Source organism: Agrobacterium sp. BT-220-3 (genome assembly GCF_025910175.1).
Taxonomy (GTDB): Bacteria; Pseudomonadota; Alphaproteobacteria; order Rhizobiales; family Rhizobiaceae; genus Agrobacterium; species Agrobacterium oryzihabitans.
Window position 1 is genome coordinate 720,146 of record NZ_JAPAIX010000002.1, and the last position, 22,173, is coordinate 742,318.

At 59.3% G+C, this 22,173-nt stretch carries 23 protein-coding genes; 7 read left to right on the plus strand and 16 right to left on the minus strand.

All coding sequences use genetic code 11. From position 1 onward, the window contains the following. Positions 1 to 147 precede the first annotated feature (147 nt). From OK142_RS09860 to OK142_RS09875, 4 genes are all read left to right on the plus strand, one after another. Entirely contained in the window at positions 148 to 1,383 is a 1,236-nt protein-coding gene (locus tag OK142_RS09860) for a vWA domain-containing protein (protein WP_498682436.1), read from the plus strand. 159 nt (positions 1,384 to 1,542) lie between these two features. Continuing rightward, entirely contained in the window at positions 1,543 to 3,165 is a 1,623-nt protein-coding gene (gene abc-f / locus OK142_RS09865) for a ribosomal protection-like ABC-F family protein (RefSeq protein ID WP_216333265.1), read from the plus strand. 60 nt (positions 3,166 to 3,225) lie between these two features. Beyond that, positions 3,226 to 4,236, plus strand: a complete 1,011-nt coding sequence (locus tag OK142_RS09870; protein WP_313609560.1) for a 2-hydroxyacid dehydrogenase — start codon at positions 3,226 to 3,228, stop codon at positions 4,234 to 4,236. A gap of 136 nt (positions 4,237 to 4,372) precedes the next feature. After that, complete coding sequence (locus OK142_RS09875; protein WP_082185276.1) at positions 4,373 to 5,521, plus strand: alpha-hydroxy acid oxidase; 1,149 nt, start codon at positions 4,373 to 4,375, stop codon at positions 5,519 to 5,521. Between the two features lie 69 nt (positions 5,522 to 5,590). On the opposite strand, the gene OK142_RS09880 is transcribed toward OK142_RS09875, so the two are convergent. Then, on the minus strand, positions 5,591 to 5,935 hold the full coding sequence (locus tag OK142_RS09880) for a hypothetical protein (RefSeq protein WP_498682438.1): 345 nt from the start codon (positions 5,933 to 5,935) through the stop codon (positions 5,591 to 5,593). A gap of 216 nt (positions 5,936 to 6,151) precedes the next feature. Here OK142_RS09880 and OK142_RS09885 point away from each other — a divergent pair, with 216 nt between their 5' ends. Beyond that, positions 6,152 to 7,111, plus strand: coding sequence for a GNAT family N-acetyltransferase (locus tag OK142_RS09885; protein WP_498682440.1), 960 nt, complete (start codon positions 6,152 to 6,154; stop codon positions 7,109 to 7,111). 2 nt (positions 7,112 to 7,113) lie between these two features. On the opposite strand, the gene OK142_RS09890 is transcribed toward OK142_RS09885, so the two are convergent. Further along, positions 7,114 to 7,551 (minus strand): Lrp/AsnC family transcriptional regulator, encoded by a 438-nt coding sequence (locus OK142_RS09890; RefSeq protein WP_003497825.1) that lies wholly within the window; start codon positions 7,549 to 7,551, stop codon positions 7,114 to 7,116. A gap of 133 nt (positions 7,552 to 7,684) precedes the next feature. Between OK142_RS09890 and ocd the strand changes: the two genes are divergently transcribed. Continuing rightward, the gene (gene ocd / locus OK142_RS09895; protein WP_498682442.1) at positions 7,685 to 8,734 is read left to right on the plus strand and encodes an ornithine cyclodeaminase; all 1,050 of its coding nucleotides are present in this window, start codon (positions 7,685 to 7,687) and stop codon (positions 8,732 to 8,734) included. A gap of 11 nt (positions 8,735 to 8,745) precedes the next feature. After that, positions 8,746 to 9,669, plus strand: coding sequence for a citrulline utilization hydrolase CtlX (gene ctlX, locus OK142_RS09900; protein WP_498682444.1), 924 nt, complete (start codon positions 8,746 to 8,748; stop codon positions 9,667 to 9,669). Between the two features lie 68 nt (positions 9,670 to 9,737). On the opposite strand, the gene OK142_RS09905 is transcribed toward ctlX, so the two are convergent. The 14 genes from OK142_RS09905 to OK142_RS09970 form a co-directional block, all read right to left on the minus strand. Next, positions 9,738 to 10,769, minus strand: coding sequence for an L-idonate 5-dehydrogenase (locus OK142_RS09905; protein WP_498682446.1), 1,032 nt, complete (start codon positions 10,767 to 10,769; stop codon positions 9,738 to 9,740). Positions 10,770 to 10,837: 68 nt separating this feature from the next. Continuing rightward, complete coding sequence (locus OK142_RS09910; RefSeq protein WP_498682448.1) at positions 10,838 to 11,512, minus strand: 4-carboxy-4-hydroxy-2-oxoadipate aldolase/oxaloacetate decarboxylase; 675 nt, start codon at positions 11,510 to 11,512, stop codon at positions 10,838 to 10,840. 90 nt (positions 11,513 to 11,602) lie between these two features. Next, positions 11,603 to 12,439 (minus strand): ABC transporter substrate-binding protein, encoded by an 837-nt coding sequence (locus tag OK142_RS09915; RefSeq protein ID WP_498682450.1) that lies wholly within the window; start codon positions 12,437 to 12,439, stop codon positions 11,603 to 11,605. 33 nt (positions 12,440 to 12,472) lie between these two features. Next, positions 12,473 to 13,240, minus strand: a complete 768-nt coding sequence (locus OK142_RS09920) for an amino acid ABC transporter ATP-binding protein (RefSeq protein WP_003497836.1) — start codon at positions 13,238 to 13,240, stop codon at positions 12,473 to 12,475. Beyond that, positions 13,237 to 13,998: an amino acid ABC transporter permease gene (locus OK142_RS09925; RefSeq protein WP_003497838.1), complete on the minus strand. Its 762-nt coding sequence runs from the start codon at positions 13,996 to 13,998 to the stop codon at positions 13,237 to 13,239. Before OK142_RS09925 ends, OK142_RS09920 begins: the two co-directional genes overlap by 4 nt. Further along, complete coding sequence (locus tag OK142_RS09930; protein ID WP_003497839.1) at positions 13,995 to 14,702, minus strand: amino acid ABC transporter permease; 708 nt, start codon at positions 14,700 to 14,702, stop codon at positions 13,995 to 13,997. The genes OK142_RS09925 and OK142_RS09930 overlap by 4 nt, the downstream gene beginning before the upstream one ends. Then, positions 14,699 to 15,487 carry an SDR family oxidoreductase gene (locus OK142_RS09935; RefSeq protein ID WP_082185270.1) on the minus strand — a complete coding sequence of 263 codons (789 nt, stop codon included), beginning with the start codon at positions 15,485 to 15,487 and terminating at the stop codon, positions 14,699 to 14,701. Before OK142_RS09935 ends, OK142_RS09930 begins: the two co-directional genes overlap by 4 nt. 180 nt (positions 15,488 to 15,667) lie before the next feature. After that, on the minus strand, positions 15,668 to 16,603 hold the full coding sequence (locus OK142_RS09940) for a 2-hydroxyacid dehydrogenase (protein WP_498682454.1): 936 nt from the start codon (positions 16,601 to 16,603) through the stop codon (positions 15,668 to 15,670). 9 nt (positions 16,604 to 16,612) lie between these two features. Further along, the gene (locus tag OK142_RS09945) at positions 16,613 to 17,368 is read right to left on the minus strand and encodes an SDR family oxidoreductase (protein WP_498682456.1); all 756 of its coding nucleotides are present in this window, start codon (positions 17,366 to 17,368) and stop codon (positions 16,613 to 16,615) included. Further along, a complete protein-coding gene (gene denD / locus OK142_RS09950) occupies positions 17,365 to 18,351 on the minus strand; it encodes a D-erythronate dehydrogenase (RefSeq protein ID WP_498682457.1) in 987 nt (328 codons plus the stop codon). The genes OK142_RS09945 and denD overlap by 4 nt, the downstream gene beginning before the upstream one ends. Before the next feature lie 44 nt (positions 18,352 to 18,395). Next, positions 18,396 to 19,907 carry a tripartite tricarboxylate transporter permease gene (locus OK142_RS09955; RefSeq protein ID WP_498682458.1) on the minus strand — a complete coding sequence of 504 codons (1,512 nt, stop codon included), beginning with the start codon at positions 19,905 to 19,907 and terminating at the stop codon, positions 18,396 to 18,398. Further along, positions 19,904 to 20,362, minus strand: a complete 459-nt coding sequence (locus tag OK142_RS09960; protein ID WP_003497849.1) for a tripartite tricarboxylate transporter TctB family protein — start codon at positions 20,360 to 20,362, stop codon at positions 19,904 to 19,906. Before OK142_RS09960 ends, OK142_RS09955 begins: the two co-directional genes overlap by 4 nt. A 73-nt stretch (positions 20,363 to 20,435) precedes the next feature. Continuing rightward, on the minus strand, positions 20,436 to 21,104 hold the full coding sequence (locus tag OK142_RS09965; RefSeq protein ID WP_003497850.1) for a 4-carboxy-4-hydroxy-2-oxoadipate aldolase/oxaloacetate decarboxylase: 669 nt from the start codon (positions 21,102 to 21,104) through the stop codon (positions 20,436 to 20,438). A gap of 96 nt (positions 21,105 to 21,200) precedes the next feature. After that, positions 21,201 to 22,154, minus strand: a complete 954-nt coding sequence (locus OK142_RS09970; protein WP_313611266.1) for a tripartite tricarboxylate transporter substrate binding protein — start codon at positions 22,152 to 22,154, stop codon at positions 21,201 to 21,203. Positions 22,155 to 22,173: the final 19 nt, after the last annotated feature.

Sequence of the window (22,173 nt, forward strand, 5' to 3'; positions counted from 1 at the left end):
ACTTTGCTGGAATTAATTCTTAAAAATACTTCAAAAACTGCGCCAATTTGAGCGCCGCATAAAATTGAACCCATCACGTTAGCGGATTTTACATCGTTTGCGGGTTTCCTGCGCTCAGTCGTATATTCTAATCCGTGAGCCCCCATCATGACCGCCTCCGCCTATCAAAAACTGAAGCGCCGTTTCCTTACCGATACCAACGGCAATTTCGGCATCATGACGGCAATATTGCTACCGGTGTTGCTTGGCTTTGCCGGCGCTGGAATAGAGCTGGCGAACGTGATGCAGATAAAAGCAAACTTGCAAAATACGGCGGATTCTGCCGCTCTTGCGGCCGCGACCGAGGCTCGTTTGAAAGAAGGCGAACTGACCGACGAAAAAATCAAGGAAATCGCCAGGGCCTTCATCACCACCCAACTGGAAAAGGACCTGACCGAAGAAGAGAAAAAAGAACTTGAGAAGAATTCTCCGGTCAGCATCGGTACGACGGAAGATGCGCGCGGCAAGACCTTCACCATACAGACCACTATCAACTATAAGGTGAAGCTCAATCCGCTGCTCGGATTCATAGGCGCGAAGACACTCGACATCGCGGCGACCGGTACCGCAAAAAGCACCGTCAACAAGGGTGCGCCAATTTCCATGTATCTGGTGCTCGACCGCTCGGGATCAATGTCTTTCAAGACGGATACTATCAATACCGCGAAAAAATCATGCCCGAACTACACTGCCAGCAACTGGGGCAAGAGTGAATCGCAGGTCACGTCCAGCCCATGCTACGTCAACAAGGCGACATCACTAAAAACCGCCGTTGGCTTTCTCGTGACAACCTTAAACAAGGCAGATCCAACATATACCAGCGGTGGTTCAGAACTCGTTCGAACAGGTGCCTCGGTTTATACTCATGAGGCCTATGCGGCTCAGCCCATCGGCTGGGGCACGAGCGGCGTTTTGAATTATGTCGATAAACAGATCCCGGAATTTCCATCAGGTGGCACTGACGCGACGAGCGGCCTGAACGCCGCTTACAACGCTCTTAAAAAATCCAATACAGCTGAAACAACCGCGCATAAGACTAAGAAAAACGAATCCTTCGAGCGCTACATCGTTCTCATGACGGACGGCGAAATGACGGGGTACAGCGCAAATTGGGATTCCGCCATAGATCAGAAGGTGCGCAATACCTGCGAAACGGCCAAGAAAGATGGCATCAAAATTTTCAGCGTGGCCTTCATGGCGCCTGACAAGGGCAAATCGCTCCTGCAATATTGCGCATCCAACCTCGACAATTATTACGCGCCCGAAAACATGCAGCAGATCGTCACCGCCTTCGGTGAAATCGCTCGCAAAGCCGCTGGCAGCGTAGCCACGCTGACAAATTGACGAAGAGTTCAGCGAGCGCGACCTGAAGACGGCCTCGCTCGCGAGGAGCAATGCTTCCGGGTGATGCTACCCGGCTGCATGGCTGGCAAGTCGTGAGCGGCAGGTGACAGCGGCGGCGGCCCGTGGCATAGGAGGGCGCTCCCATTCACAGGCCCCGTCATGATCCGCATCGAAAATATCAGCAAGTCGAACAGTCACCGCATTCTTTACATCGAGGCCTCCGCCGCACTCAATCGCGGCGAGAAGATTGGCCTTGTCGGCCCGAACGGCGCTGGCAAGACCACGCTGTTCCGGATGATCACCGGAGAGGAACAGCCCGATGAGGGACAGGTCGTCGCCGAAAAGGGCATGACGATCGGCTACTTCAATCAGGATGTCGGCGAAATGTCCGGCCGCTCAGCCGTGGCCGAAGTCATGGAAGGCGCCGGCCCGGTCAGCGAAGTGGCGGCCGAGCTCAGGCAACTGGAAGCCGCCATGTCCGATCCCGACCGGATGGACGAGATGGACGCCATCATCGAACGTTACGGCGAAGTGCAGGCGCGGTATGAGGAGCTGGACGGATATGCGCTCGAAGGCCGTGCCCGCGAGGTTCTGGACGGTCTGAGCTTCAGCCAGGAGATGATGGACGGCGATGTCGGCAAACTTTCCGGCGGCTGGAAAATGCGCGTGGCGCTCGCCCGCATTCTTCTGATGCGACCGGACGTGATGCTGCTCGACGAACCCTCGAACCATCTCGATCTCGAAAGCCTGATCTGGCTCGAGGATTTTCTGAAGAACTACGACGGCGCGCTTTTGATGACCTCGCACGACCGCGAATTCATGAACCGCATCGTGACCAAGATCATCGAGATCGACGGCGGCAGCCTCACCACCTATTCCGGCGATTACGGCTTTTACGAACAGCAACGGGCGCAGAACGAAAAACAGCAGCAGGCGCAGTTCGAACGCCAGCAGGCCATGCTTGCCAAGGAAATCAAATTCATCGAGCGCTTCAAGGCGCGCGCCTCGCACGCCGCGCAGGTGCAGAGCCGCGTGAAGAAACTCGACAAGATCGACCGCGTCGAACCCCCACGCCGGCGTCAGACGGTCGCTTTCGAATTCGCACCTGCGCCCAGATCGGGCGAGGATGTCGTCGCGCTGAAGAAAGTGAATAAGGCCTATGGCAGCCGCACGATCTACGGCGAACTGGACTTCATGGTACGGCGCAAGGAACGCTGGTGCATCATGGGCGTCAACGGTGCCGGAAAATCGACATTGCTGAAACTGGTGACCGGCACAACGGAGCCGGATTCCGGCAATGTCACGCTCGGCGCCAGCGTCAAGCTCGGTTATTTCGCCCAGCACGCCATGGATGTTCTGGATGGTGACAGCACCATTCTCGAGTGGTTGGAGGAACGCTTTCCGAAAGCCGGGCAAGCGCCGCTGCGCGCCCTTGCCGGCTGTTTCGGCTTTTCCGGCGACGACGTGGAAAAACGCTGCCGCGTTCTCTCCGGCGGTGAAAAAGCCCGTCTCGTCATGGCCGCCATGCTGTTCGACCCACCGAATTTCCTCGTGCTGGACGAGCCGACGAACCATCTCGACCTCGACACCAAGGAAATGCTGATCAAGGCCCTGTCGCAATATGAAGGCACGATGCTGTTCGTTTCCCACGACCGTCATTTCCTGGCCGCGCTTTCAAACCGGGTGCTGGAACTGACACCGGACGGTATCCACCAATATGGCGGCGGATACACGGAATATGTGGAAAGCACCGGACAGGAAGCGCCGGGCCTGCGCAGCTAACCGGAAGCCGGACGCATAGGCCCGCTACGGCAACTTTCGTACTCGATACCGGAGAAGCAGATGCGGATCGTCGTCTATAGCGCCAAACCCTATGACAGGCAGTTCCTTGACGCGGCCGCGGGGTCCGGCATGCGGATGCAATATTGCGAAGCACGGCTGTCTCTTGAAACGGTGGCACTGGCCAAGGGGTGTGTCGCGATCTGCGCCTTCGTCAACGATGATCTGTCGCGGCTCGTACTGGAAAAACTGGTGGAGATGGGCGTGCGGCTCGTTGCGCTGCGCTGCGCCGGCTTCAATCAGGTCGATATCGCGGCTGCCGAAAAGCTGGGCCTGACCATTGCGCGCGTACCTGCCTATTCGCCCCATGCGGTCGCCGAACACACGATGGCGCTCATCCTGGCGCTCAACCGCAAGATTCACCGCGCCTATAACCGGGTGCGCGAAGGCAACTTCGCCCTGGATGGCCTGCTCGGTTTCGATCTTCACGGCAAGACGGTGGGCATCGTTGGTACCGGAAAGATCGGCGCGATTTTCGCACGCATTGCTGCCGGCTTCGGCTGCCGTATCATCGGCCATGATCCTTACCCAAATCCAGATTGCGAAGCCCTTGGCATGGTCTATGTCACCCGGGAGGAATTGTTCCGTACATCGGACGTTCTCGCGCTGATGTGCCCGCTCACGCCTGAGACCCGTCACCTGATCCGCCGGGATACGTTGCCGCTCCTGAAGAAGGGCGTCATGCTCGTCAACACCAGCCGCGGGGCTATCATCGATACACGCGCCGCGATTGCGGGCCTGAAGGACGGCACGATCGGCAGTCTCGGCATCGATGTCTACGAGGAGGAGGCAGACCTCTTTTTCGAAGATCTTTCCAACGATGTGCTGCGCGATGACGTCTTTGCGCGATTGCTGACTTTCCCGAATGTTCTGGTCACCGGCCATCAGGGGTTTTTCACGCACGAAGCGCTCAAGAACATTGCAGACACCACGATCGGCAATGTGCAGAGCTTTTTCGACACCGGCAAAGCCCTGCACGTCGTTTCCACCCGGCAGCTGGCAGGCCCTGCCTGATCTCCGCTGCGGCCGGCAAAAAGCCTTTCAATAGGGTACTGAAATCGTCCGCAATGCAATTGCCCGTCCCGGATCTCCGGTATAGGTTTCGGGCGATCTTTTGATACGTTTTCACACCGGACCGGTCGGATAACAGATGCAACTCAAGGACTGCTATAATTTCCACGATTTTCGCCGCATGGCGAAACAGCGTCTTCCCGGACCGATCTTCAACTACATTGATGGCGCTGCCGATGACGAGGTGACGTATCGACGAAACACGGCCGCTTTCGAGAATTGCGATCTCGTTCCCGACGTGTTGCGAGGCGTGGCGGATGTAGACATGTCTGTCACCGTCATGGGGCAGAAGCTGGCAATGCCGGTATATTGCTCCCCGACGGCGTTGCAGCGCCTCTTCCACCACCAGGGCGAGCGGGCGGTTGCGGCAGCGGCGGGAAAATACGGCACCATGTTCGGCGTCTCCTCGCTCGGCACCACCAGCCTCGAGGAAGCACGCCGCATCAGCGGCGGGCCGCAGGTCTATCAGTTCTATTTCCACAAGGACCGTGGCCTCAACCGCGATATGATGGCGCGCGCCAAGACTGCCGGCGTGCAGACGATGATGCTGACGGTAGACAGCATCACGGGTGGAAACCGCGAGCGGGACAAGCGCACCGGCTTTGCCATTCCCTTCAAGCTCAATCTTTCCGGCATCGCACAATTCGCCATGAAACCGGCATGGGGGATCAATTACCTCACGCATGAGCGCTTCAGCCTGCCGCAGCTTGACGGCCACATCAAAATGGATGGTGGCGCGCTTTCCATCAGCCGCTATTTCACCGAGATGCTCGATCCTTCCATGAACTGGGACGATGTGGCGCAGATGGTGCGCGAATGGGGCGGGCCCTTCTGCCTGAAGGGGATCATGTCCGTAGATGACGCAAGACGCGCGGTCGAGATCGGCTGCAGCGGCATCGTGCTCTCCAATCATGGCGGCCGCCAGCTCGATGGTTCGCGCAGCGCCTTCGATCAGCTTGCCGAGATTGTCGATGCGGTCGGTGACCGGATCGATGTCATGATGGATGGCGGCGTGCAGCGCGGAACCCATGTGCTCAAAGCACTGTCACTGGGCGCGAAAGCGGTTGGGCTCGGCCGCTATTACCTTTTTCCGCTCGCTGCCGCCGGACAGCCCGGTGTGGAGCGGGCTCTCGAACTGATGCGCATCGAAATCGAGCGCGATATGAAGCTTATGGGCTGCACCACCGTCGACCAGCTGACACGCCGGAACCTTCGTTTTCGCGACTAAGGCGACTGGAAAAACTGAACGGAGCTTTCAACCGAAATCCCGCGTCTCTATCGGCGAGCCGGAAGACAATCACAGCCGGCCACTGGCATCACATGCCATTTCAATCGTGTTTCGCCGATGCTCCAGAAGCGCAGCCCCGATACTCCAGACAAGCGCCAGACAGATCAGCCCACAGACACCACCCGCCATCAATGAACGATGGCGCTTGGTGCCGGAAACAAACAACCATCCGACAGTGGCATAGGCCGCGAGCGCCGGCACGGCGGCTATCAGAACGGAGATTGGCCCGTCGCAATCAACGGCATCGATGCCGATGGCGCGATATTCGTTCGGTGTTCCCAGTACCCCAAGGGCGGCGGCGGGAAACATCGCAGCTAAAACGGCATAGCGGAAAAATCGCGGTGTATCGGGCATGGCTTCTCCATAGCCGGATAATCAATTATGCGAACCTGCAAGAAACCCGGTGAATGGGTTCCACCGACGGCAGCGGTTTCAACACGCCACTTGCGAATTGCTGGATTGAAGATTGCCCGCTTTCGCAGGGAAATCCAGCATTTTGAACCGCCTTCATCTTGGCAGGCCACGCAAATTATGATTACAGTTGCATGATGCAACCATAATGGATTTAACGTGTCACAACAATCCTTCCCCATAAACGACATCCGCTCCACCTCGCGTCGGCTTGTCCGCGAGCTCGGTTTTATGGGCGGAAACTTCGCTGGCACCGACTTGCCGCCCTCTGCGGTGCATGCCCTGATCGAAATCGACGCATGCCCGGGCATCACGGCGCGTGATCTCGGCAAGCTGCTTCGGCTTGAGAAATCCAGCGTCAGCCGCATGCTTCGCAAACTCGTTCTGTCCGGCGACGTCCGGGAAGAGACGGACGATGAAGATAGTCGTATCAAGCGGCTGCATCTCTCCGGACAAGGGCAGGAACGGGCCGGCGCCATTCACAGCTTTGCAAACAGGCAGGTGTCGAGCGCGCTGACGCGGCTCACGCCGGCGGACGGCCATACGATCCTCGAAGGACTTCGCCTTTACGCCGATGCGCTGGGAGGCCGGAGCGACAACGCGGCTCCCACCATCGATATCGTCGAAGGCTATAGACCAGGCCTCATTGCCCGCATCACCCAGATGCACGCGCTTTATTATGCCCGGACATCGGGCTTCGGCCAACGCTTCGAATCCGTTGTGGCTGAAGGCCTCGCCTCCTTTTGCAACCGTCTGGAAAACCCGAAAAATGCAATCTGGGTCGCAATGCGGGGACAGGAGATCATCGGCTCCGTCGCAATCGATGGCGAGGATCTGGGGCCGGGTGTGGCGCATCTGCGCTGGTTCATCGTCGATGACGGCGTGCGCGGCGGCGGTGTCGGGCGCAGGCTGCTGGCAACCGCACTCGCCTTCGCGGATGAAAATGCCTTTCATGAGACCCATCTATGGACGTTCAACGGCCTTTTGGCCGCACGGCATCTTTACGAGGCCCATGGTTTCGCATGTGTCGAAGAACATCCGGGCAGCCAATGGGGAAGCGAGGTTCTGGAGCAGCGTTTTGTCAGGCAACTCAACGGCGTGCCCGCCCCGCGCGGCTGAGCTCAAACGCTGCTGAGCAAAAGGCTGGTTTCGCTATTTGAGACGCCGTCTATCATGCGGACCTCGCGCAGCACGCGATCGAAATCCGAGAGGCTTCCGGCGCGGATGTTTGCCACAAGGTCCCAATTGCCGTTGGTGGTGTGCAGCGAGGAAATCTCTGCGATGCCACGCAGCTTGCGGATGACCTGCGTGGTGGATTTGCCCATCACCTCGATCATCATGACCGCATGTACCGCCCGGTCATCATAATCCTCGCGCACCCGCACGGTGAAACCAAGCAGCGTGCCGGTTTCCGTCAAGCGGTCCAGCCTGTTTTGAACCGTTCCGCGCGCCACACCCAGCACATCCGAGAGCTTGGCCAGCGAAGCGCGGCCGTCGACCCGCAGATGGGCAATGATTTGCCGGTCGAGCTCATCAGGTATGTATTTTGCGATGCTCATTTGAATATCTGACAGAATTGACAACTGGACTGAACATATTGTTCAAAATAGTTTCAGAAACAACAAGCTTCTGCGATTTCGGTTGAACAGGCACAATGGATATCCTCGCTCCAGCAAGTGAGGAGTTGCCCAGATGCCCCTGTCCCCGTCCGCAAAAGCCCTGATCCCTTTCGTCAGTGTCGAGAACATGATGCGCCTCGTGCATCATATCGGCATCGAGCAGATGCTCGTCGAGCTTACCGATGCCATAGAGGCTGATTTTCGCCGTTGGCAGTGCTTCGACAAGACCCCGCGCGTCGCCTCCCATTCGCGAGAAGGCGTCATCGAGCTGATGCCGACGTCCGACGGCGAAATCTACGGCTTCAAATATGTAAACGGCCATCCGAAAAACATGGCCGATGGGCTTCAGACAGTCACCGCCTTTGGCCTGCTTGCATCCGTCTCCACCGGTTATCCGGTGCTTTTGACGGAGATGACCCTGCTGACGGCGCTGCGCACTGCCGCCACCTCGGCAATGGCCGCCCGGCATCTGGCACCGAAGGGCACCCGGGTCATGGCGATGATCGGCAACGGAGCGCAGGCGGAATTCCAGGCGCTGGCAATGAAGGCGGTGATCGGCATCGAGGAAGTACGCCTTTACGATATCGATCCCCGCGCCACTGAAAAGACGGCCGCGAACCTGAGTGGGAGCGGCCTGACCGTAGCCCCGTGCAAATCGGCCCAGACCGCGATCGAGGGCGCCGGCATCATCACCACCTGCACCGCAGACAAGCAATATGCGACGATCCTGACCGACAATATGGTCGGCGCTGGTGTACACATTAACGCCATCGGTGGCGATTGCCCCGGCAAGACGGAACTGCACAGGGATATTCTGCTGCGCGCCGATACCTTCGTCGAATACCCGCCGCAGACGCGCATCGAGGGCGAAATCCAGCAGATGGACCCGGATTATCCCGTAACCGAGCTTTGGAAAGTGATCCTTGGCGAAGCCGAAGGCCGGCGAGACGCGCGCCAGATCACCCTGTTCGACAGCGTCGGTTTCGCCATCGAAGATTTCTCCGCGCTACGTTACGTGCGCGGAAAACTCGAGGGCTCCAGCTTCTATCAGGAGATCGACATCATCGCCGATCCCGATGACCCACGCGACCTCTTCGGCATGCTGCAACGCGCCCGGAACTGAGGATTAAAACGATGAAAAAAAACTATTCCATTCAGGCTCCGGCCGCCGTCGTCATGGTGCGGCCGCACCATTTCACGGTTAATACCGAGACAGCAGCTGACAACCGCTTTCAGGCGACACCGGCCAGCGGCGAAGACCTCAGCGCGATTGCCTACAATGAAATCACCCGCGCGGCGCGCATGCTGGAAAGCCATGGCGTAACAGTTCATCTCTTCGAGGACGAAAGCACGCGGACGCCCGACTCGGTCTTTCCCAACAACTGGTTTTCCACCCATGCGGGCGGCCATGTCGCCATCTATCCGATGAAGGCGGAAAGCCGCAGGCTTGAGCGCCGCCAGGACGTCATCGAGATGCTGAAGAGCCGCTACCGCGTTCAGGACATCATCGACTATTCCGGCCTTGAGCCCGACGGGCTTTTTCTTGAAGGCACAGGCGCCATGGTGCTCGATCACATCGACCGTGTCGCTTACGCCGTGCGCTCCGACCGCACAGATCCGATTGCGCTCGAACGCTTCTCGACCCATTTCAACTTCGAACCGATGGTATTCGATGCCCGTGACGAGGCGGGCGTGCCGGTCTATCACACCAATGTCCTGATGTGCATCGGCACGGATTACGCGATGATCGGTCTCGACATGATCGCCGATGAGAACCGTCGCACGGAAATCGTTACCCGGCTTGAACGTTCGGGGCGGCGGGTCATCGGTCTGAGCAACGCTCAGATCCGCAGCTTCGCCGGCAATGCGCTCGAGTTGCAGGGCCGCGATGGCCGCATCCTTGCGCTCTCAACCACCGCATACGCCTCGCTGACGGCAGATCAGATAGCCGCAATCCGCGAAAGCGCGGTTCCACTGGCGCTGGATATACCAACCATTGAAAAGGCCGGCGGTTCGGTGCGCTGCACGCTTGCCGGTATTCATCTGACACCACGATGAGAAATCGGAATGCAAGCGCAGGAATCTCTGCGCTTGCATTTTTATACAGCCATGTTGCCCAGCTTTGATCAGAAGGCCAGCTGGACCTTCATCGATTTGCTTCTGTCGCCGGCGGCCTCGAAAGCCGCGACCGCCTCTTCCAACGGGAAGGTTCCGGTCAGCAGCGGCTTCAGGTCGACCCGACGCTGGTTGATGAAATCGACGGCAAGTCCGAATTCCTCGTGGAAACGGAAAGTGCCTTTCATCTCGATTTCCTTGGCGACCACCATATTCTGCGGAATGGAAACATCGCCGCCGAGACCGAGTTGAACCACGGTAGAGCGCGGTTTCAGCGCTTCGAGACCCGAACGCACAGCCCTTTCGTTTCCGGAAGCTTCGAACTGGACGTCGAAATAGCCCTTGTTTGCCGAATAGGCGGAAAGCGCGTCGGGGTCGCTGACGACATTGATGACCCGGTCGGCACCAACGGCGAGCGCCTTTTGCAGTACCGCATCCATGACGTCGGTCGCAACGATTTCCCGAGCGCCATGGGCGCGGGCAGCGATGATCGCCAGCGCGCCGATCGGCCCGCATCCGGTGACCAGAACCCGCTTGTCGGTCAATGCACCGGCGCGGCTGACACCGTGCAGCGTGACCGCGAAGGGCTCGGCCATGGCCGCTTCATGGATGGAGATGCCATCGCGCACCTTGTGGCACTGGTATGCCTCGGCGACGAGGCGCTGGCGAAACGCGCCCTGAATATGCGGCATGGGCATGGCGGAGCCATAAAAACGCATGTTCAGGCACTGGTTCTGCTGGCCCTTCAGGCAGAATTCGCAATGGTTACAGGGCCGGCTTGGCGATACGGCGACGCGGTCGCCGACGGCCAGATGAGAAACGCCCTCCCCCAGAGCCTTGATGGTGCCGGCCACCTCATGGCCGAGGATCATCGGTTCGCGCACCCGCACGGTGCCGAAACCGCCGTGATTGTAATAATGCAGGTCGGAGCCGCAGATGCCACCTGCCTCGATCGCCACATCGACCTGTCCCGGGCCGGGCTGTTCCGCCTGCCGTTCCTCGATCCGCAGGTCCTTGGCTGCGTGGATGACAACCGCTTTCATATTCGCTCCTCCCATAAAGGCGGGCTTGGCGGCAATTGCCGCCGAAGCCTATTGTCTTTGGATCTGTCTCAGATATCGACCACGAGGCCCTTGGCTTTCAGCACCGCCTCGAGCTTGCTGACCTCGATCACAGATTTGCCCTGCTTGTAGGCTTCGATGTAACCAGCCTCGGCATCTTCGCGGGCCTGCGAAAGCTTTGCGGCTTCCTGTGCTTCCTCGCGTCTCACGACAACCAGCCCATCGGCATCGCCGACGATGATATCGCCCGGATTGATGATCTCGCCGCCGACGATGACCTGATCGTTGACCGCGGCAATGGTTTCCTTGACAGTGCCCTTGATGCAGACACTGAGCGAGAAGACAGGGAAGCCGAGATCCCGCAGCTGCAGCGTGTCGCGCACGCCGGTGTCGGTCACCAGGCCGCCGATGCCTTTTGCGAGGCAGGCATTGGCGAGAACGTCGCCGAACGAACCGGCTTCTTCATATTCACCGGCGGAAACGACGATGATGTCGCCCGGCTTGGCGTAGTTGATGGCAAGCTGCAGCATGATGTTGTCGCGCGGCGCGCATTTGACCGTGAAAGCCGGGCCGCACAGCTTCATGCGATAATCGACGGGCTTCAGCCGCGAGGACAATGCGCCGCGACGTCCCTGCGCCTCATGGATCGTGGCGGGAGAGAATTTGGCAAGGGCGTCAACATCCGCTTTGGTCGGACGCTGCGCGATATCTTTAATGTGGATCATGAAAACCTCCCACGTTGAAGCTGTCGGCGAGAGCGTCTCGCCGACCGATAGTGTTGAAGAGTTGGAAATTGGCCGAGGCTGAGCCGAAGCTCAGGGGATCGGGTCGAACTTCAGTTCGGAAAGAGGCACGACCTTGTCGGTGCGCGTCATCTTGTATTCGGTGTTCGGGCCAAGCCACTTGTCCCAGATGCGGTTGATTTCGCCATCCGCATCGAGCTTGCGAAGGATTTCGTTAATCTTTGCGGTCAGCGCCGGATTGTCCTTGGCCATGCCGATGCCGATGGGCTGGAAGAGCATCGGCTCTTCGATCATCCGCATCTGCTTGCCCTTGGTCTTGGATTCGTTGACGAACTTGGTCATCGTCATGGTGTTGCCAACGATGCCGCGCGCCTTGCCCTGCTGGACGGCGAGGTAAGCGGATGCCGTATCCTGGAATGTCAGCGGCTCGGACTTGTTGAGCTTGACGGACATTTCCGAAGTGGAACCCTTGCTGGACGCGATACGCTGGCCGACGAAGTCGGACTTCTTGGTGCCGGGGTCGTCAACCGGAACAATCAGCATTTCCTTTGCCAGATAGTAGGGGTCGCTGAACTGGATCTGTTCAGCGCGGCTCTGGGTGTAAGCGAGGTTGGCAACCGAGAGATCGACGCGGCCAAGCTTGACTTCGGGAACGCGCGCTTCAACGGAAACGGGCTTGATCTCGGCCTTGACGCCGAGTTCCCTGGCGATGGCGCCGCACAGATCGACGTCGAAGCCGGCCATTTCGCGCGTCTTCGGATCCGGCGAGGCAAAGGGCGGCACGTCTGCGAATGTCGCGCAACGCAGCGTCTTGTTCGCAATGATCGTGTCGAGCTGGTCGGCCTTGGCCGGAATGACCGCGGCGGAGGTCGCCAATGCGGCGGTAAGAGTGATGGACTTCCAGTTCATTTCAGTTCTCCCTGTTATTATAAAGGATAGGTCCTAGTGTCTCAGATCGGCGAGGAACCGCTGGGCACGGGGATGTTGCGGATTTTTGAAAAATTCTTCGGGTTTCGCCGTTTCGAGGATGCGGCCGGCATCGATGAACCAGATGCGGTCGGCCACTTCACGGGCAAAGCCCATTTCATGTGTCACGCAGAGCATGGTCATGCCTTCGGCAGCAAGGCTCTTCATGACGGCGAGCACCTCTCCGACCATTTCCGGGTCGAGAGCGGAGGTCGGTTCATCGAACAGCATGACCGGCGGCTCCATGGCAAGCGCTCGCGCAATGGCAACGCGCTGCTGCTGGCCGCCGGAAAGCTGGGCGGGATAGGAGCTGGCCTTGTCGGCAAGTCCGACACGATCGAGAAGCTTCAACGCCTTTTCATGTGCGACCGCCGGGGAAACACCCTTCACCCGGATCGGCGACATCGAGACATTCTCCACCACCGAAAGGTGCGGGAAGAGGTTGAAACTCTGGAAGACGAAACCCACCCGGCTGCGCAGCGCGTTCAGTTCCCTGGCGCGCATCTGGGCATGGATGTTCTTGCCATCCAGCATGATCGAACCACTGCTGATCTCTTCCAGCCGGTTGATCGTGCGGATGAGGGTGGACTTGCCGGAACCCGATGGCCCGCAGATGACCACGACTTCGCCACGGGTGACGTTTTCGTTGACATCCTTGAGCACCTGATAATCGCCATAGCTTTTGCAGACCTGCGAAAGCGTGATGGTGTAGGCGTCCTGAGTGGCGGAAACTGACGCGGTCATAGCTGCTCCGTAACAATATTGGCGGGGGCCGGTGCCGTGTCGGCGGCGAGCTTGCCGCGCGGGCCGGCCCGCCGGCGGGCGATACGCCGCTCGAGACGATTGGCGACATGGGTCAGCGACCAGCAGATGATGTAATAAACAAGCGCCAGAATGAGGAAGACCTGGAAGGGCTGGGTCAGGAGCTGGTTGTTCACCTGGTTTGCCGCAAATGTCAGGTCCGGCACATTGATGACGTAGCCAAGGGTCGTGTCCTTGATGGTGGACACGAAGGTCGAGATCAGGCTCGGGATCATATTATAAAGCGCCTGCGGCAGGATGATATAGCGCATCGCGCTGAAATATCCGTGCCCCAGTGCACGCGCCGCATCCATCTGCCCCGCCCCCAGCGATACGATGCCGGCTCGGACGACCTCACTCATGAAGGCGCCCTGATAGACGACGAGCGTTGCCAGCATGGTGACGAAGCTCGGCACATCGGCCCCGGTCCAGAGCGGAACGAGAAAGTAGCTCCAGAGAATGAGCATCAGCAGCGGCACGCCGCGCGTGAAATAAACCACGGCAGTGACCGGCCAGCGCAGCAGCCGCCATTTGGACAGCCGCGCAAGCGCCATCAGAATGCTGACGGGAAAGGCAAGCGCGATGCTGAGCGCCGAAAGGATGAGCGTGTTGGCAAGGCCGCCGAGCGGCCCGTTGGGATATTGGCCGATCAAGAGGAGCAGCCAGTAGTCCTGGATGATTGCGATCATGTCGTGGATCATGCCCGGGCCCTCCGCAGAGGGTCGGCACGCATGGAGATATAGGCTCCGAGACCCATGATCAGCAGCGAGAAGAACAAATAAAGCACGGTGGCGACCAGATAGACCTCAAACGTCCGGAAACTCAGATTTTCGACTTCCTTGACGGCATGGGTAAGCTCGGGCGCACCAATCAGAACGCCGAGACTGCTGTTCTTGAAAAGCGAGGTGCTGTGATTGATCAGCGGTGGCAGCGCGTTGCGAACGCCCTGCGGCATGATGACGAAACGCATCGCCGAAACATAGCTGTGACCAAGCGCGCGCGCCGCTTCCATCTGGCCGGGATTGATGGAACGCACGCCCGAGCGCAGATCCTCGCTGAAATAGGCCGCCTGACAGAGGCCAAGGCCGATGATGGCGAAGATCGATTCCGCGTTGTGGCTGGACAACCAGTTCCCCAGTCCGCTTGGCAGCAGCGTGAAGATACCGAAATACCAGAGCATGAGCTGCACGAGTGTCGGAACGTTGCGGTGATAGGAAACATAGGCCGCCACAAGCGGATCGCCGAACCGGAAGGGTGACAGGCGAATGGCAAGCAGAACCACCGCCAGTGACATGGCGAGCAGCCAGGAGCCGGCATAGATGATGAACGTCATCTGGATGCCATGCAAAAGCATCGAGACGTAGTCCGCATTGCTCAGAATTGCCCAGAGGTCGAAACCGCTCACGCGACTTTACCTCCAGATCCGCCCGTCGCTGCCGGATATCCCACAGTCTGGGGCTTGGCTGTCTGCAGCCCGCCCATGACCTGCAGCGTCGGGGTAATTTCCATATGGCCGATATTCATGGAAACGGGTGCGGCGATGGCGAATGCGATCGCATCGGCGATATCGGACGCCTGCGGCAGTTCGAAACCATCGATGAAACGCTCGCGAATGCTCGGATCGTCGCCATGAACATGATTGAAGATGTCGGTTGCAACACGGCCGGGGCAGATTTCCGTCACCCGCACGCGCCTGCCGAAAGCATCGAGACGCAACTGGTTGGACAACATCGCCACGCCCGCCTTGCTGGCGTGATAGGTCGAGTTGCCTCCGAAATTATAATTGCCGGCGATGGATGAGATATTGATGACATGGCCGCGATCGCGCGCCACCATGCCAGGCACCACCATGCGGCACAGATGAAGGACGGCGCGGAGGTTGACGTCGATCAGAAGATCGATATCGCCTTCATCCGCTTCCAGAAACTTTTTCGGGCGGTCGACGCCGGCATTGTTCACGAGGACATCGAATGCGACTTCGCTGGTGAGTTTTGCAAGCGCCGGCCGATCCGTCACATCTATGGTATGGACGAAGCAGCCCGTGCGCTTCGCCAGCTGGTTGAGAGCGTCAGCGCTTCTGGCAACCGCATGAACTTCCAGCCCCTCGCGGCAAAGCCGCTCAACAACGGCTGCGCCAATTCCGGAAGATGCGCCGGTAACGAGTGCGGTCTTGTAGTCTGAGAATGGCATGTTTGTCCCCTATCGTTGACCAAACATTAGTGAAGCTTTCACCGCTTGCCTAAGACCGATTTTTTTTGGAGTAATAAGCAACTTGTATGGATGAGTGAGACAACATCGCTTTCGCCGATGCGACAGCCCAGCCTCTGGAGATAGGCGCCTCACGCGAACCCCAAGGGCTAGGAGAACCTTCTAGACAACCGGCGTCGGCAAGTCATTCCCCGCGAAATGCGCATCCAGATTGGCAAGAACCAAAGCACCCATTTGAAGCCGCGTCTCATGGGTCGCGGCACCGATATGGGGAGCCAACACGACATTGCGCATACCGATCAGTTCCTCGGGAACATGGGGTTCGTTCTCAAACACATCGAGTGCCGCGCCCTTCAGCCCCCCGGATGACAGAATATCCACCAGCGCCTTTTCATCCACGAGGGAGCCTCTGGCAATATTGATGAGAACACCGTCGGGGCCAAGAGCTTCCAGCACCTCGCGGTTGATCGCGTGTTTCGTCTCTGGCGTTGCCGCCGCCGCAACGATCAGGACATCGCAGGCACTGGCGAGCGAAACCGGTGTCGGATGATAGTCATAGGCCACGTCCTGTTTTTGCCGGCTGAAATAGGAGATTTCCGCATTGAAGGCTTCCAGCCGTGTAGCAATGGCACGGCCTATGCGGCCAAGGCCATAAATGCCGTAGCGCCGCCGCGACGCCTTGTTGCCGAGCGGCAGCTCCCCTTTTTTCCACTCTCCGGAGCGGACATGGTGATCGGCGCGCACAAGCTGCCGCAGCAGCATGATGGAGAGGCCGATAGCGAGATCCGCCACGTCTTCGGTCAGCACATCCGGCGTGTTCGTTACCCGGAAGCCGCGTGCACGGGCCTGATCGAGATCGACCTTGTCAAAACCGACACCGTTGATCGCAACGATTTCAAGGGCGGGAAGACAGGCGGCAAGCTCGGGGTCCACGCCGATATGGCCGCCGGTGACGACAGCCTTTATCGAAGCCGCCTCTGCCTGCAGAAACGTTTGCTTGTCGGATATTTCATGCCAGCGGTGGACCCGGAAGCGTTTTTGCAGCTCGGCCTCGATCTGCGGCTGAAGAGGGTAGGTTTGCAGAAGATCGGGCTTCATGCGCGCTCCTCACCCGCGGCCGACGAATGGCATGCCGCTCGCCATCACGGTCATGGTCAGCACGTTTGCTTCAAGCGGCAGCGAGGCCATGTGCAGCACAGCCTTGGCAACGATGCTCGCATCAATGGTCGGCTCGACGGCGGTGCTGCCATCGGCCTGCAGCACACCGGTTGCCATGGCGCGCGTCATTTCCGTGCTGGCATTGCCGATATCGATCTGACCGCAGGCGATGTTGAACGCCCGGCCATCGAGCGCGGCGGACTTGGTCAGTCCGGTGATCGCGTGTTTGGTCGCCGTGTAAGGCGCTGAACGCGGCCGCGGGGTGGTGGCGGAAATCGAACCGTTGTTGATGATGCGCCCGCCCTGCGGAACCTGCGCCTTCATCTGTCGAAACGCCGCCTGGGTGCAGAGAAAGGCGCCGGTGAGATTTGCCCCCACCACGGCGTTCCAGGTTTCAAATGGTACATCCTCGATATGGACCGCCGGCGCCGACATGCCGGCATTGTTGACCAGAAGGTCCAGACGGCCAAAACGCTCATTGACTTCCGTAAACAGCCGTTCCACGTCGGCGGGAACGGAAATATCGGCCGCCACGACCAGAAGGCGGTCGCTGTAGTCGTTCCATTCGGCAGAGGCGGCTTCGAGAACCTCCCGCCGCCGTCCTGTTATCGCAACGCTGTAACCATCCTCCAGCAGAGTTGCGGCAATCGCCTTGCCGACGCCTGTTCCTCCGCCCGTGACGAGCGCGATCTTTCCTTTACTCATGCCGTTTCCCCTTCCAGCTCGTCTTCGACATGCGCCTGAATGATTTCGGCAAAGGATGTTTCCGCGCGAAAGCCGAGTGAAAGTGCCAGTTGCGGATCGTAATCCTCGGCCCAGCCGTCGACGATCCGGATAATCCGTTCGTCGGGAACATGCTTGATAAGAGAAACCGCCTTTTCCCCGGCAAAGGCGCGCAGCGCCTCGATCTCGTCTGCAACCGTGGCCGAAAGCCCCGGCATGATGAGATTGCGGCGAACGCCAAGCCCCGAAAGATCGATGGTTGCCGCGCGCAGCAGGAAGGAGACGGCAGAACGCGGGCTGGCGAACCAGTGTCGCACGGTATCGGCAACGGGCAGCACCGCTTCCTGCCCGACCAGCGGTTCGCGCAGAATATTGGAGAAGAAACCGGAAGCGGCCGCATTCGGCTTACCGGGACGAATGCAGATGGTTGGCAGGCGGATGCTGACGCCATCGAAGAAACCGCGACGGCTATAGTCCGAAAGCAGCAGTTCGACGATCGCCTTCTGCGTGCCGTAACTTGTCAGCGGCGCCGTCAGGAATTCGTCGCCGATCACCTTGGGGAAAGGCGATCCGAAGACGGCCAGCGACGAGCAGAAGACCACCCGGGGCCGGTATCCATCCTTCTGGTGTTCGAGCCTGATAGCTTCGAACAGTGAACGCCCGCCATCGAGATTGATGCGATAGCCTTTCTCGAAATCGGCCTCCGCCTCGCCCGAAACCACGGCGGCGAGGTTGAAGATCACATCCGGCCGTTTTGCGACCAGCTTTTCGGCCACGCCGGCATTCGACAGATCGCTGCGCTCGATCGTCACCTTGCCGCCGAACCCCTTCGGCACTGCCGGCTCGAAAACATCCGTCAGCGTCATTTCGGTGATCTTCACACCGCCAAGCGCGCCATCCGAAGCAAGGTGCTGCGTCAATTTTCGGCCGATCATTCCGGCCGCGCCGATTATCAGGATATGCATGATTTCACCTTTGATTGACCGGCGGGGCCGGCTCGATTGAGTTTTCAGTCATCGTCACCCTGAAAAACGACCTCGCGGCGACGCATGATCGCCGGCATCGCCATCATGATCACGACGATGGCGGACAAAGCGAGCAAGGTGGCGCTGATCGGATGGGTGACGAATGTCGAGAAGCTACCCTGCGAGATCAACAGTCCAAGGCGCATATTCTGCTCCAGAAGCGGACCGAGCACGAAGCCAAGCACCAGAGGCGCCGGCTCGCAGCCGATCTTGCGCAGAAAGAAGCCGACAATGCCGAACACCGCACAGAACAGAACATCGACGACGCTGTAGGACAGGCCATAGGCGCCGATTGCGCAGAACATCAGAATGGCCGGGCACAAGAAGCGGTAGGGAATACCGAGAAGGCGAACCCAGATGCCGATCAACGGCAGGTTCAGCACCAGGAGCAGCAGATTGCCGACCCACATGCTGGCGATCAGCCCCCAGAAGAGATCGGGCCGCGACTGCATGACTTCGGGTCCCGGCGTGATGCCCTGGATCATCATCGCACCGACCATCAGCGCCATCAGGCCGTTGGCGGGAATGCCAAGGGTCAAAAGCGGGATGAAGGAGGTTTGAGCACCGGCATTATTGGCGCTTTCCGGCCCTGCCAGCCCTTCGATCGCGCCCTTGCCGAAACGGGACGGATCCTTGGCGATCTTGCGTTCCAATGCGTAACTCGCGAAAGAACTCATGATGGCGCCGCCGCCGGGCAAAACGCCAAGGAAAGAGCCGAGCGCCGTGCCGCGCAGGACGGCCGGAAAGGCCTGCCTGAAATCCTCTCTCGTCGGCATCAGCGATCCGGTCTTTACCGCCCCCGAATCCCGCTCCACGCCTTGCTGCAGGTTGAAGAGGATTTCACTCACGCCGAGGAGACCGATGGCAAGGACGACGAAATCGATACCGTCGAACAGTTCGGCCATGCCGAAGGTGAAACGCTGCTCACCCGATGTCGGGTCGATGCCGACCAGACTTAAACCGATACCGAAGGCAACCATGCCGACCGCCTTGACCGGCGATCCGCTGGACAGGAAGACGGCAAACAGAAGGCCGAAGATCACCAGACTGAAATAATCGGCCGGTCCAAAGGCGAGCGCGACCGCGGAAAGCGGCTTTGCGACGACGACGATCAGAACGGTCGCCACCGTACCGGCAAAGAATGATCCAAGCGCCGCCGTGGCCAGCGCCACGCCCGCCCTGCCCTGCCGGGCCATGGCATATCCATCGATGCAGGTGACGACGGACGAGGATTCGCCCGGCAGATTGACGAGGATCGCCGTCGTCGAGCCGCCATATTGCGCTCCGTAGAAAATGCCCGCGAGCATGATCAGGGCTGCCGTGTCCGGCATCGTGTAGGTGATGGGCAAAAGCAGCGCGACGGTCGCGGAGGGACCTATGCCCGGCAGGATGCCGATCATCGTGCCGAGCGTAACGCCCAGCAGGCAGTAGAAAAGGTTGACCGGTGTGACAGCGACACCGAAACCGAGAACGATATTGGCAAGAAGATCGGTCATGGCAGCAGGGCAATCCTCTGTCCGAGGCCCACAACAAAAATGAGGATGCAGGCAATGATGAGCACCGCGGAAAGCAGAAGGACCTCAACCGGGCGAATTCTTCCGTAAGCGATGCAGGCGAGCACGATCAGCACGAAGGCGGCGGCAACGAAGCCTAATGGCTCGATAAGCAGCGCAAAGCCGACAATTCCGGCGACAGCCAGGAACGGGCGAAGTTTCGGCGCCTCCCACACCTCGGACCGGGTCTTGCCCAGCAGATCCTGCAAAATCAGCGCAATGCCGAGCGCGAACATCAATGCCGCGATGACCGTCGGCATATAGCCAGGTCCGGGCTGGAAATTGGTGCCCATGCTCAGCGGCCGCGCGCCGTAATAGAGCCCGGCGGCAACGACCAGGAAAAAGGCTCCGGACAGAATATTCGCCGTCAGTTTCGAGCCGGTCTTATGTTCGGCCATGATTTTTTCCTCCCCTCATTGAGGAATACGCCGTGCCTTGCGACACGGCGTATTCAAACGTCAGCCAGTCGGATCAATCCGCCCAGACGCATCCCTTCGAACGCATCATTTCATAACGATCCTCGATATCCATCTTGCCTTGGCGGTGCAGTTCCATCATGTGGTTCTCGTGGTCGTCGCGCTCCCGGCACGATTTGACGAGCTTGGCGATATCCTTTTCACGAACGACGACGACGCCGTCGTCATCGCCGCAGACGATATCGCCGGGGCTGATCAGTTCACCGCCGACCACAACCGGATGGTTGATGGTGCCGAGCGTATCCTTCGAGGTTCCCTTCATGCAAAGACCGAGGGAAAATACCGGGAAGCCGATTTCGCGCAGCCCTTTGCCGTCACGCACGGCGGCGCTGACGACAAAGCCGACGATGCCCTTGCCGATGCAGGCAGCGGCCAGCACATCGCCGAAGCCGCCCTGATTGGGATTATCGCCGCCATCGATGACCAGCACGTCGCCGGGCTTTGCGAGATTGATGGCTTCGAAAATCATCAGATTGTCGCCAATATGGCATTTCGCAGTAATGGCCGGCCCGCAGATTTTCAGGCCGGGCTTGATCGGCTTGATGCGATAATCGAGCGCACCAAGCTTGCCCTGCGCCTCATGAATGGTGGCGGGGCTGAATTTGCTGATCGCTTCGATATCGGACTTGGAGGGGCGCTGGAAATTGCGGATCACATGGGCCATTGGCCGGGTTCCTTTCACTATTCGGTCATGCCTGGACCACAGGCCGGCCCAAGCGTCATTTCGATTGAGAGTGGGAAAGCTGCCGATCCCGGCCGCTTATTTTGTCCAGGGCTTGCTCTTCCAAAGCTCGGCCAGATTGGCGTTGCCCTGCTTGAGCGCGTCTGCGAATTCGACCTGGGTCAGCGGCAGCATGGTCAGTTCACGCTTCTTGGCGTCGGCAAGATAGTCCGGGTCCTTCAGCGCCTTCTGGAAGGCATCGACCAGCTTGGCCTCGACATCCGCGGGCAGGCCTTTCGGTGCGCCGAAGCCCGCCAGCAGGCTAAACTGAACATTGTAGCCGGCCTCCTTGAATGTCGGCACATCAGGAGAAAGCGGCGAACGCTCGGCACCGGAAGTCGCAAGCACGCGAAGTGCACCGGAGCGATTGTCGGCGAAGACCTCGTTGAGGTTCATGAAACCGAGCGTGACGTGATTGCCGAGCATGGCAAGCCTTGCGGGACCGCCGCCGTTAAAAGGAACGAAATTGAGCTTGACGCCCGCCGCATCCTCAAACAGCAGCGCCGTGATCTGGCTCGGATGTCCGATGCCCGTTACGCCGACGACGACCGGATTTGCCTTGGCCGCATCCACAAATTCCTGGGCGGTCTTGATCGGCGACACCTTGTTGACCGTCAGCGCCAGATCGCCGCCGATCTGGTTGGCGAGCGGCGTGAAGGCATCCGCCTTGTAGCTGGCATTGCCCTGCACGATCGGTGAATACATGGACGGAAAATTCAGTGCCCCGATCGTGTAGCCGTCGGGCTTGGCATTGGCGATATAGGTCGCCCCGATGAGACCACCCGCGCCTTCGCGGTTTTCCACCACGACGGATGTGCCGAGGTATTTTTCGAGATAGGGCACGAGCGCCCGCGACTGGATATCGGTGCCTCCACCGGCTGGATAACCGATGACGAGCGTCACCGGCCGCTCCGGATATTCCGCAGCCGCCCCTCCCGCAGCCAGGATTCCCGCAGCCGCCAGCACGCTCAACAGAGATGTCTTCAAACGCATATCTTTTCCTCCCCGATAC

What these genes read in the sequence shown, in the direction of transcription:
- ctlX (WP_498682444.1), top strand. Translation starts at nt 8,746, where the DNA reads ATGAAAAAAAACTATTCCATTCAGGCTCCGGCCGCCGTCGTCATGGTG.
- OK142_RS09915 (WP_498682450.1), bottom strand. Translation starts at nt 12,439, where the DNA reads ATGAACTGGAAGTCCATCACTCTTACCGCCGCATTGGCGACCTCCGCC.
- OK142_RS09935 (WP_082185270.1), bottom strand. Translation starts at nt 15,487, where the DNA reads ATGCCATTCTCAGACTACAAGACCGCACTCGTTACCGGCGCATCTTCC.
- OK142_RS09955 (WP_498682458.1), bottom strand. Translation starts at nt 19,907, where the DNA reads ATGACCGATCTTCTTGCCAATATCGTTCTCGGTTTCGGTGTCGCTGTC.
- OK142_RS09860 (WP_498682436.1), top strand. Translation starts at nt 148, where the DNA reads ATGACCGCCTCCGCCTATCAAAAACTGAAGCGCCGTTTCCTTACCGAT.
- OK142_RS09960 (WP_003497849.1), bottom strand. Translation starts at nt 20,362, where the DNA reads ATGGCCGAACATAAGACCGGCTCGAAACTGACGGCGAATATTCTGTCC.
- OK142_RS09920 (WP_003497836.1), bottom strand. Translation starts at nt 13,240, where the DNA reads ATGACCGCGTCAGTTTCCGCCACTCAGGACGCCTACACCATCACGCTT.
- OK142_RS09925 (WP_003497838.1), bottom strand. Translation starts at nt 13,998, where the DNA reads ATGATCCACGACATGATCGCAATCATCCAGGACTACTGGCTGCTCCTC.
- OK142_RS09870 (WP_313609560.1), top strand. Translation starts at nt 3,226, where the DNA reads ATGCGGATCGTCGTCTATAGCGCCAAACCCTATGACAGGCAGTTCCTT.
- OK142_RS09880 (WP_498682438.1), bottom strand. Translation starts at nt 5,935, where the DNA reads ATGCCCGATACACCGCGATTTTTCCGCTATGCCGTTTTAGCTGCGATG.
- OK142_RS09890 (WP_003497825.1), bottom strand. Translation starts at nt 7,551, where the DNA reads ATGAGCATCGCAAAATACATACCTGATGAGCTCGACCGGCAAATCATT.
- ocd (WP_498682442.1), top strand. Translation starts at nt 7,685, where the DNA reads ATGCCCCTGTCCCCGTCCGCAAAAGCCCTGATCCCTTTCGTCAGTGTC.
- OK142_RS09905 (WP_498682446.1), bottom strand. Translation starts at nt 10,769, where the DNA reads ATGAAAGCGGTTGTCATCCACGCAGCCAAGGACCTGCGGATCGAGGAA.
- OK142_RS09910 (WP_498682448.1), bottom strand. Translation starts at nt 11,512, where the DNA reads ATGATCCACATTAAAGATATCGCGCAGCGTCCGACCAAAGCGGATGTT.
- OK142_RS09945 (WP_498682456.1), bottom strand. Translation starts at nt 17,368, where the DNA reads ATGAGTAAAGGAAAGATCGCGCTCGTCACGGGCGGAGGAACAGGCGTC.
- OK142_RS09970 (WP_313611266.1), bottom strand. Translation starts at nt 22,154, where the DNA reads ATGCGTTTGAAGACATCTCTGTTGAGCGTGCTGGCGGCTGCGGGAATC.
- OK142_RS09965 (WP_003497850.1), bottom strand. Translation starts at nt 21,104, where the DNA reads ATGGCCCATGTGATCCGCAATTTCCAGCGCCCCTCCAAGTCCGATATC.
- abc-f (WP_216333265.1), top strand. Translation starts at nt 1,543, where the DNA reads ATGATCCGCATCGAAAATATCAGCAAGTCGAACAGTCACCGCATTCTT.
- OK142_RS09875 (WP_082185276.1), top strand. Translation starts at nt 4,373, where the DNA reads ATGCAACTCAAGGACTGCTATAATTTCCACGATTTTCGCCGCATGGCG.
- denD (WP_498682457.1), bottom strand. Translation starts at nt 18,351, where the DNA reads ATGCATATCCTGATAATCGGCGCGGCCGGAATGATCGGCCGAAAATTG.
- OK142_RS09940 (WP_498682454.1), bottom strand. Translation starts at nt 16,603, where the DNA reads ATGAAGCCCGATCTTCTGCAAACCTACCCTCTTCAGCCGCAGATCGAG.